The 9,252-nt window shown below is 61.8% G+C and carries 8 protein-coding genes; 7 read left to right on the forward strand and 1 reads right to left on the reverse strand.

All coding sequences use genetic code 11. The features are described 5' to 3' along the window. Positions 1–122: 122 nt before the first annotated feature. Positions 123–995: a MurR/RpiR family transcriptional regulator gene (locus tag ILT44_RS28970; protein WP_204243075.1), complete on the reverse strand. Its 873-nt coding sequence runs from the start codon at positions 993–995 to the stop codon at positions 123–125. A 101-nt stretch (positions 996–1,096) separates the two neighbouring features. Between ILT44_RS28970 and ILT44_RS28975 the strand changes: the two genes are divergently transcribed. Genes ILT44_RS28975 through ILT44_RS29005 form a run of 7 tightly spaced genes read left to right on the forward strand, consistent with a single transcriptional unit; the run spans position 1,097 to position 8,956 of the window. Next, positions 1,097–2,707 carry an ABC transporter substrate-binding protein gene (locus ILT44_RS28975; protein ID WP_204243076.1) on the forward strand — a complete coding sequence of 537 codons (1,611 nt, stop codon included), beginning with the start codon at positions 1,097–1,099 and terminating at the stop codon, positions 2,705–2,707. Between the two features lie 42 nt (positions 2,708–2,749). Beyond that, the gene (locus ILT44_RS28980; RefSeq protein ID WP_204243077.1) at positions 2,750–3,727 is read left to right on the forward strand and encodes an ABC transporter permease; all 978 of its coding nucleotides are present in this window, start codon (positions 2,750–2,752) and stop codon (positions 3,725–3,727) included. After that, positions 3,724–4,635 (forward strand): ABC transporter permease, encoded by a 912-nt coding sequence (locus ILT44_RS28985; protein ID WP_204243078.1) that lies wholly within the window; start codon positions 3,724–3,726, stop codon positions 4,633–4,635. Before ILT44_RS28980 ends, ILT44_RS28985 begins: the two co-directional genes overlap by 4 nt. After that, the gene (locus tag ILT44_RS28990) at positions 4,635–5,618 is read left to right on the forward strand and encodes an ABC transporter ATP-binding protein (RefSeq protein WP_204243079.1); all 984 of its coding nucleotides are present in this window, start codon (positions 4,635–4,637) and stop codon (positions 5,616–5,618) included. Before ILT44_RS28985 ends, ILT44_RS28990 begins: the two co-directional genes overlap by 1 nt. After that, complete coding sequence (locus tag ILT44_RS28995; protein WP_204243080.1) at positions 5,615–6,619, forward strand: ABC transporter ATP-binding protein; 1,005 nt, start codon at positions 5,615–5,617, stop codon at positions 6,617–6,619. The genes ILT44_RS28990 and ILT44_RS28995 overlap by 4 nt, the downstream gene beginning before the upstream one ends. After that, positions 6,616–7,488, forward strand: coding sequence for an alpha/beta hydrolase family protein (locus ILT44_RS29000; RefSeq protein WP_204243081.1), 873 nt, complete (start codon positions 6,616–6,618; stop codon positions 7,486–7,488). Before ILT44_RS28995 ends, ILT44_RS29000 begins: the two co-directional genes overlap by 4 nt. Positions 7,489–7,537: 49 nt before the next feature. Continuing rightward, on the forward strand, positions 7,538–8,956 hold the full coding sequence (locus ILT44_RS29005; protein WP_204243082.1) for a M20 family metallopeptidase: 1,419 nt from the start codon (positions 7,538–7,540) through the stop codon (positions 8,954–8,956). The last annotated feature ends 296 nt before the right edge of the window (positions 8,957–9,252 follow it).

The raw sequence follows: 9,252 nt of genomic DNA on the forward strand, positions 1-9,252 counted from the left end.
TGCACCTGTGTCGCTGGCTGCTCGAAGCAGCCATGCTACCTCACCGCTGAGCGGGAGCCGTCCACAGCATCATTTCCAGACGTTCCGGGTAAGCGAACGGTGCCAAACTGAATTGGCCCCGTTCACTGATAAAACGTCCACAGGAGGCTTTCGCTAAGTTCCTTCAAAGCCGCGACGGCATCGGGACGCTCCCGGGCAACCGCGGCAACGATGGCATCGGCGAGCGCGAAGGCCGCGGTCGGCGAATTGGGCAGCAACCGATTCCTCGCCGGAGCGAAGAAGGTTATGTCGGCGATAGGGACAAGCGGCGAACTCGGCGCGTCCGTCAGTGCCATGACCGTCGCCCCCCGGTTCTTGGCGAGTTTCGCCAGATCGACGGTGCCGCGTGAATAACGGGGAAGAGAGATGGCCAGCACGAGATCATCCGCCCCCACGTTCATCAGGTGCCTGACCGCCTTTTCAGCTCCTCCGCGGGACGAGGCGAAGATCACGTTCGCATCGAGATAGAGCGTCAGTCCTTCATCCAGATGCGCTGCCACATGGTGGCTTGCCCCGGATCCGACGATGAAGATCCGGCGGGCGCGCAACAGGACTTCCATGGCCCGGGAGCAGGTTTCCTCGTCGATGGCTGCAAGGGTCTCGTCCAGATTGGCCGCTTGATCCTTTATGGCCGTCACAAAGGTCGAGAAGGTGGAGCTCTTCGTGCTGTGTGCATCGGCGAAGCTGTCGACAGGAGCCATGGCGAGGCGCAACGCCTCGGAAAGCGCTGCTCGGAACTCGCTGTAACCGGCGTAACCGAGAGCGCGGACGAATCGGGTCACTGTTGCCGTGGACGCGCCGCTGCGCTCTGCGAAGCCCTCGATCGTCATCGTGGCCGTCTCTAAAGGATTTTGCAGCACGAAATCCGCCGCGCGCCGGTGCGCCTCGCTGAGCGAGGCGTAAACGAGCGCAATTCGGTGGGCCAGATCCGTCGTCGGTTTCAGGATTTGAGACACGGACGCTCCAGGCTGATTGACGTCATAAAATTTTCATGATTTCTAATCTGAGAAAATAAATCTGTCAAAATGGCAGCCCCCAAGGGAACTGGAGAGATCCGATGCATCGTACCCTCATATCAGCCTTCATCGCCGGCACCTGCCTGCTCAGTGCTCCTGCATGGGCGCAGTCCCTCAAGATCGCGCTTAGCTCGGAGCCGACCGCCATCGATCCACACTACCATGATCTAACGCCGAACAATGCGCTGATCGCGCATATTTTCGATGGATTGACCAAGCAGGACGAGAACCAGAAAGTCCTACCCAACCTTGCGACCTCCTGGGAGAACGACGGCAAGACTCGTTGGACCTTTAAGCTCCGCCAAGGCGTGACCTTCTCCAACGGCCAGCCTTTCACTGCTGACGACGTGATCTTCAGCTTCTGCCGCACCCTGAAGAACGAGACTGCGATTGCAGGCTCCTTTGCTGACATCACGGGCAACTTCACGGCTGTCGAGGCGCCTGATTCGCACACTATCGTCATCACCACTAAGGCGCCCGATCCCCTGCTGCCGAACTTCCTTTCCGGCCTCGCCATCCTGAGCTCCTCCATCGTCCCGCATGACAAGCTGGCTTTCGACGCCGCCAAGAACTGCGGTGTCACCGGGACATGGCCCGTCGTCGGCGACTTCAACGACGGCAAGCTCGCCATCGGCACCGGCCCCTACAAGTTCAAGAGCTACACGAAGGGGACGAGCGTCGAGCTCGAGCGGAACGACAAGTACTGGGGCCCGGCAGAGCCTTGGGCCAACGTGACCTTCGTCCCGGTCCCCAATGCCGGTCCGCGCCTGGCAGGCCTGCTTGCCGGCGATTACGACGTGATCGAGAACCCCGCTGCGCGCGACGTGTCCCGCATCAGGGACGACAAGCGCTTCGGCTACGTGATTATGCCGTCGACCCGCGTCATCTACTTCCAGCTCGACGTGGAGCGTGAGCCGAGCCCATTCGTGAAGGCCGAGAACGGCAAGAACCCGCTGAAGGATCCGCGCGTGCGCAAGGCGATGTCGCTTGCCATCGACCGTGACGCCATCATCAAGCGCATCATGGATAGTGCCGCCGAACCGGCCTATCAGTTCCTGCCCAACGGCATGTTCGGAGCCCTGGCGAACCCGCCGAAGCTTGCCTACGATCCGGCTGCGGCGAAGAAGCTCCTGGCCGAGGCGGGTTATCCCAACGGCTTCCAGCTCACGCTCTCGACGACCAACGACCGTTACATCAACGACAGCCAGATCACGCAGGCCGTCGCTCAGTACCTGACTCAGGTCGGCATTCGCTCTGAAGTGGACGCGATGGCGCGCGCCATCTATTTCCCGCGCCGTTCCAAGAAGGAGTTCAGCGTGGCCCTCGGCGGCTGGGGCTCCACGAGTGGCGAGGCCTCGTCCTTCCTGCGTCAGTGGCCGGCCACACCGGACGAGGCGAAGACCATCGGCGGCTCGAACTACGGCGGCTACAACGATCCGGAATTCGACAAGCTGATCCGCACGGCCATCGTGACCCTCGACGACGCCAAGCGCGCGGAGATTCTCCAGCAGGCCGGAACGAAGGTTCTCGAAGGCGGCGCGTTCATTCCGCTTCATTTCGAGAGCACGATCTGGGCCTACAAGGCAAACCTGAAGTATGCGGGCCGCGCGGACCAGTTCACGATGGCCATGCAGGTCAAGTCCGCGAAGTAAGCAAGCCATGAACGAAGCCGCGAGCAGATCGGAACGCCTCACATGACGGCCTACATCCTGCAACGTCTGATCCAGAGCATCCTGGTTCTGCTCGCGGTTTCCGTGGTGGTTTTCCTCGCCGTCTACGGCATTGGAGACCCGATCGAACTCCTGGTTCCTCCGCAGGTCAGCGCCGCCGAACGCACGGCCATGATCCAGCGCCTCGGACTCGATCTGCCGGTTTGGCAGCAATATCTCAGCTTCCTGGGCAATGCCCTGAAAGGCGATCTCGGACACTCCTTCGTCCACGGTGTTCCGGCGGTCGATCTGATCCTGGCGCGATTGCCGGCCACCTTCGAACTCGTCCTCCTGGCCATGGGCCTTGCCGCCGTCATCGGCATTCCGCTCGGGCTCCTGGCCGGTCTTAATCCCGAGAGCCGCCCCAGCCGCGCCATCATGGCTGGAACGATCCTCGGTTTCTCCCTTCCGAGCTTCTGGAAAGGGATGATGCTCATCCTGCTCTTCAGCGTTTTCCTCGGCTGGCTGCCGACGGCGGGACGCGGAGAGACGGTTTCCGTTTTCGGAATTCCGACAAGCCTGCTGACGCTCGATGGCCTCAAGCACCTTGCCCTGCCCGCCCTCAACCTCGCCATTCCGAACATGGCCCTGATGATCCGCCTTGTCGCGGCGGGAACGACTGAGGCAATTTCGCAGGACTATGTCAAATATGCCCGCGCCAAGGGCGTGCGCCGCAAGCGCATTGTCGGGCGGCATGTGCTGCGAAACATCCTCATTCCCGTCGTGACGGTCGCCGGCATGGAATTCGGCAGTCTCGTCGCCTTCTCGACGATCACCGAGACCGTGTTTGCCTGGCCTGGCATGGGCAAGCTCCTCATCGACAGCGTCTATCAACTCGATCGCCCCGTCGTCGTCGCCTATGTGATGCTCGCAACACTCCTCTTCGTCGCCGTGAATTTTCTCGTCGACATCCTCTACGCGGCGCTCGATCCCCGCGTGAAGCTGACGGGAGAAATGGCATGAACCCTTCAAGAACCGCGACCTCAGCCGTAGCGGCCGACGCCGATACGGCGCTGCGCCAGAAGGTCCTGCGCCGGATCAGGAGCCGCCCCACGACGCGGGGTGCGGTCATCCTGTTAGGAATTCTCCTGCTTCTCGCGCTTCTTGCCCCCTTCATCGCGCCGCAGAACCCGCATGATCTCGCGTCGCTGAGCGTGATGGACAATCGCCTTGAGCCTGGGTCTCAAGGGATGACCGGCATCACCTACTGGCTCGGCACCGACGCGCAGGGGCGCGACATGCTCAGCGCCATCCTTTACGGACTGCGAACGAGCCTGCTTGTCGGCCTGACATCGACGGCGGGCGCGCTCGCCGTCGGCATTCTCGCGGGGTTGACCGCGGCCCAGTTTGGTGGAGCTGTCGATGCGGTCATTATGCGCATCGTAGACTTCATGTTGGGCTTCCCGTCGATCCTGATCGCCCTCGTGCTGCTCGCCTCGATTGGGCGCGGCGTCGACAAGGTGATCGTTGCGATCATCCTAGTGCAATGGGCCCAGTATGCCCGCCTGATGCGCGCGGCGGCGCTCGTCGAGCGGCGCAAGGAGTACATCGAGGCCGCAGTCAATTTCGGCCTGCCGACGCGCCACATCATGCTAGCGCATTTGCTGCCGAACTCCATCGGCTCGGTGCTGGTCGTCTCGACGATCAGTATCGCGGGAGCGATTACCCTGGAAGCCACCCTTTCCTTCCTCGGGGTTGGCGTTCCGGTGACGCAGCCCTCGCTCGGCCTTCTGATCGCCAACGGCTTTGAATTCCTGCTCTCTGGAGAGTACTGGATCGCCGCTTTCCCCGGCATCGCCCTGGTCCTGCTGATCATGTCGCTCAATCTTGTTGGCGAGCGCCTGCGCCGCAGCTTCAACGTGAGGGGCTGATGATTTTGCCGCTGCTCGAAGTTCGCGGGCTCAAGACCGTATTTCACGATCTCGCAGGCGCATGGCCCGCGGTCGATGGCGTCGACCTCATCGTGCACCCCGGCGAAATTGTGGGACTCGTCGGCGAGTCCGGCTCCGGCAAGTCAGTGACCGGCTTCTCGTTGGTCCAGTTGATCGATGCTCCGGGCGAGATTGTGTCCGGTGATGTCTTGTTCAAAGGAGAGGATTTACGCCGGGCTCCCGAGGAGCGCCTGCGGGCTCTGCGGGGCGATCGCATTGCGATGATCTTTCAGGATCCGCTGATGACCCTCAATCCCGTCCTCACCATCGGCGAGCAGATGGGTGAGGCCATTCTTGAGCACCGCCCGTGCGGCCGTCAAGAGGCCATGGCAGAGGCCTCGCGCGCCTTGTCGCGGGTCGGCATCTCCTCACCCGAGGCGCGCCTGAAGCAGTATCCGCATGAGTTCTCGGGAGGTATGCGCCAGCGAGTGGCGATTGCGACTGCGCTCCTGAACAAGCCCGATCTGATTATCGCCGATGAGCCGACGACAGCCCTCGACGTCACGATCCAGAGCCAGATCCTGTTCGAGGTTCAAAAGCTCAGCCGCGAGACCGGCACGGCGGTTCTCTGGATCACCCACGATCTCGCCGTCGTCGCGGAACTCGCCGACCGGGTCGCTGTCATGTACGCCGGGAGGATCGTCGAAACGGGCACCGTCGACGATGTTCTCGACCGGCCCCGCCATCCCTACACGCTTGGCCTGCTCGGTTCCTCAGCCACAACGGTCGCGCCCGGCGAACGGCTGAAGCAAATCAATGGAGCGGCCCCTAGCATCGATGCGCGCCCGAGCGGATGCCCATTCCGCCCGCGCTGCGAGCGCACACTACCCGTGTGCGCTGAGACCGACCCCCTGCCGCAGGTCACATGCACAGGGCAGAGCTATCGGTGCCACAACCCCGTGCCTGAGGGCCACGCGCTATGACCGAACCATTCTTCGAACTGCGTGGGGTCAAAAAGCACTTCCGCGGCAAGGCGACAGTGGCGCAGCGCGTCCTCGCCGCAATCGGTAGTGCTCCGCCGCCACCTGTTTTGAGAGCGGTCGATGGGGTCGATCTTAGCGTAACGCGCGGCGAAGTTCTGGGCCTTGTCGGCGAATCGGGCTGCGGCAAGTCCACGCTGGCTAGGATGGCAACAGGCATAACCCAGCCCAGCGCCGGAGACATCGTGTACGAGGGACGGTGCGTTGCCAGCCTCCGAGGCAAGGAGCGGCTCGATTATTTGCTCAAGGTCCAGATGGTTTTCCAGGACCCCTATGCGTCGCTCGATCCGCGCATGCAGGTCCGCACCATCGTCGGCGAGGCCCTGCGGGTTCATCGTCTGCTGCCCAAGGGCGAGATCGATGCCGCGGTCGATGCATCCCTGACCGAAGTCGGCCTCGACGTCACCTATCGCAACCGCTATCCGCATCAGTTCTCCGGAGGGCAGCGCCAGCGCATCGGCATTGCCCGTGCGCTCGCAGTGAGGCCTGGCTTTCTGGACTGCGACGAGCCGGTCTCAGCGTTGGACGTCTCGATCCAGGCGCAGGCCATCAACCTGTTCATGGACATTCGCGAGAAGCACGGCCTGACTTATCTGTTCGTAAGCCATGATCTTGGGATCGTTCGGCATATCAGCGACCGGGTCGCGATCATGTATCTCGGGCGCATCGTCGAGATAGGGCCGGCCTCCGCCATCTTCACTGAGCCGGCCCACCCCTACAGCGCCGCACTGATCGCGGCGAGCCCCTCGACGGCGCGGCGGAAGCACGTGTTCCAGCCGCTCAAAGGCGAGTTGCCCTCCCCTCTGGCGCCGCCCACCGGCTGCCCTTTCCACCCTCGCTGCGAGCATGCCATGGCGAAATGCCGTGAAGTTCGCCCGATCCTGAAAGAGATTGCCCCAGGACGCAGCGCAGCCTGCCATTTGCACAATTCGGACAACACATGACGACAAGCATGCTTACCCCTGAGATCGGCCGCAGCACACTGCCGTTCGTCGACCCGTATCACCCCGACAGGCCGATCGAGGTGAACTTTTATCGCCCGGTCGCTCATGGCCCTGACGATCCGGTCGTCATCGTCCAGCATGGTATGCTCCGCAACGGCGACGAGTATCGGGACTTCTGGGTTCCTGCTGCTGAAAAGCATCGTATCCTGATTGCTGCGCCGACGTTTTCAGATGCACAATTCCCCAAGCCGGAATCGTACAACAACGGCTTGGTCATCGACGATGACGGAAGCGTGCGTCCTCACGAGAGGTGGCTTTATGCCGTTCCGGCCCGCATCTTCGCCGCCTTGCAGGAGGGAGGTGTGACTCGCCGCCCGAAGGCGAGACTTTTCGGTCATTCGGCCGGCGGACAATTCGCACACAGGATGCTCGCAATCCAGGATCATGGATCTTTTGAGGCGGTCATCGCAGGTAATCCGGGCTGGTATACCCTACCGACGTTGGAGCGCGACTTCCCTGAAGGACTTGGCAAGCTCAGCCTCGACGAGGACAGTCTGGCGCGCTGGTTCGCATATCCGATGCACATCTTCGCAGGCGATCAGGATATCAGCACGGACGATCCGAACCTGCCCACCCAGGCTGAAGCCTTGAGACAGGGACCTCACCGTTATGCGCGCGCGCAGTTCGTCTACGATTTCGCCCGCTTGGAAGCAGAACGCCTTAGGCTTCCATTCCATTGGAAGCTGATCCATGTCGAAGGCGTGGGCCATGATGGTGCCGCCATGTCGCGTGCAGCCGCCGCGTATTGGTTCGAGGGACGCATTCCGCCTGCTGCAGAGTTGGTGCCCGCAGAAGTGGGCGCCTTGTAAAACATCAACTTATGTCGATGACTACCCACGACTGACCTCGGAGCAAGACATGAACGTTCGAAATGAGATCTGGCAGCATGTGGATGCCGCAAAGAGCCGCCTCATTGCCTTGAGCGATCGCGTTTGGGGAATGCCTGAGGTCTGCTACACGGAAGTTCGCTCGGCAGCCGAGCATGCTGCGGAATTGCGCCACCAGGGCTTTCGCGTCACCGAGGGCATTGCCGGCATCCCGACCGCCGTCATCGGCGAAGCGGGTGAAGGCGGTCCGGTCATCGCTTTCCTGGGCGAGTACGATGCACTCCCGGGCTTGAGCCAGGAAGCCGGCGTTGCGGAGCATCGTCCCATTGAGCCCGGCGGGCACGGGCACGGATGCGGACACAATCTCCTCGGATCGGGCGCCATGCTCGCTGCGGTCGCTCTGAAGAACTGGCTTGCCGAGAAGGGCATTCCGGGTCGCGTCCGGTATTATGGCTGCCCTGCCGAGGAAGGGGGCGCAGCCAAATCTTTCATGGTTCGCGCCGGAGTTTTCGACGACGCCGATATCGCGATCTCATGGCATCCCTACAGCTTCTGGGAAGTCGCACCGGCTTTGTCGCTGGCCAACACTCGCGCCGACTTTGCCTTTACGGGCCGCGCGGCTCATGCTGCTGCAGCTCCTCATCTGGGACGTAGCGCACTCGATGCAGTGGAGCTGATGAATGTAGGGGTGAACTATATGCGCGAGCACATGCCCTCCGATGCGCGTGTGCATTATGCCCTGCTCGATACAGGGGGTATTGCGCCGAACGTGGTGCAGGCCTATGCCCGGGTGCGCTACTCGATCCGTGCCATAGACCTGCCCGGCATGCTCGACCTGATTGAGCGCGTGCACAAGATCGCTCAGGGAGCCGCGCTCATGACGGAAACCAGCGTCGAGATGCGTATCGTCAGCGCCGTCTCGAACACGCTTGGCAACACCCCGCTCGAACATGCCCTTCACAATGCCATGGAGGAGCTCGGAGCGCCTCCTTTCGATGACGCCGATCGGGACTTTGCGCGCAAGATCCGTACAACCCTATCGGAACAGGAGATCGCATCCGTCTACAGAGCCATCGGCCAACCGAAGACCGATGCACCTCTCGCCGATTTCCTAACGCCACTCGACTCGCCGCGTAAGCCCATGATCGGCTCGACCGATATCGGCGATGTGAGCTGGGTGGTTCCTACAGTTCAGGCGCACTCGCCGACGGTGGCGATCGGCACTCCGTTTCACACATGGCAGATCGTCGCCCAAGGGAAGACGCCAGCGGCCCACAAGGCGATGGTGCATGTCGCTAAGGCCATGGCCGCAACCGGCATGGCCGTGATCACCGATTCATCCCTAATTGCTGCCGCCAAAGCCGACCTTGCGGAGAGAACCCGGGAAACCCCTTATGTGAGTCCGTTGCGTGAGGGCGTAGAACCGCCGTTGGACATGTCGCGCATTTAGCTCTGACTGTAGGCTCTAGTAAAGGGGAGACTCACCCACGGTTTGATCTGCCAGGACACACTCCCCCTGCCCTTGTCCCAACCGCACCTACTCTCCTGGCCTCCGTTGCCGGCGACTGCTTTTCGGGAAACTGCGGCCACGTGTGGCATCGAGTTCGTTTGAGCCTTAGACGAGTCAGCTCTTGTTCGCTAAAGCGGACCAAGCTCTTTGATCCAAGGAGTGCCAGAAGGCGACCTTGCCTGACAAACGTCGAGAGACACCGAGCTACGCCCTCGAAGTCAAACAAAACTTGAATC

It is taken from the genome of Microvirga arvi (assembly GCF_016892765.1).
Classification (GTDB): Bacteria; Pseudomonadota; Alphaproteobacteria; order Rhizobiales; family Beijerinckiaceae; genus Microvirga; species Microvirga arvi.

Coding starts and splice junctions, on each gene's coding strand:
- ILT44_RS28975 (WP_204243076.1), top strand. CDS start 1,097: ATGCATCGTACCCTCATATCAGCCTTCATCGCCGGCACCTGCCTGCTC.
- ILT44_RS28980 (WP_204243077.1), top strand. CDS start 2,750: ATGACGGCCTACATCCTGCAACGTCTGATCCAGAGCATCCTGGTTCTG.
- ILT44_RS28985 (WP_204243078.1), top strand. CDS start 3,724: ATGAACCCTTCAAGAACCGCGACCTCAGCCGTAGCGGCCGACGCCGAT.
- ILT44_RS28990 (WP_204243079.1), top strand. CDS start 4,635: ATGATTTTGCCGCTGCTCGAAGTTCGCGGGCTCAAGACCGTATTTCAC.
- ILT44_RS28995 (WP_204243080.1), top strand. CDS start 5,615: ATGACCGAACCATTCTTCGAACTGCGTGGGGTCAAAAAGCACTTCCGC.
- ILT44_RS29000 (WP_204243081.1), top strand. CDS start 6,616: ATGACGACAAGCATGCTTACCCCTGAGATCGGCCGCAGCACACTGCCG.
- ILT44_RS29005 (WP_204243082.1), top strand. CDS start 7,538: ATGAACGTTCGAAATGAGATCTGGCAGCATGTGGATGCCGCAAAGAGC.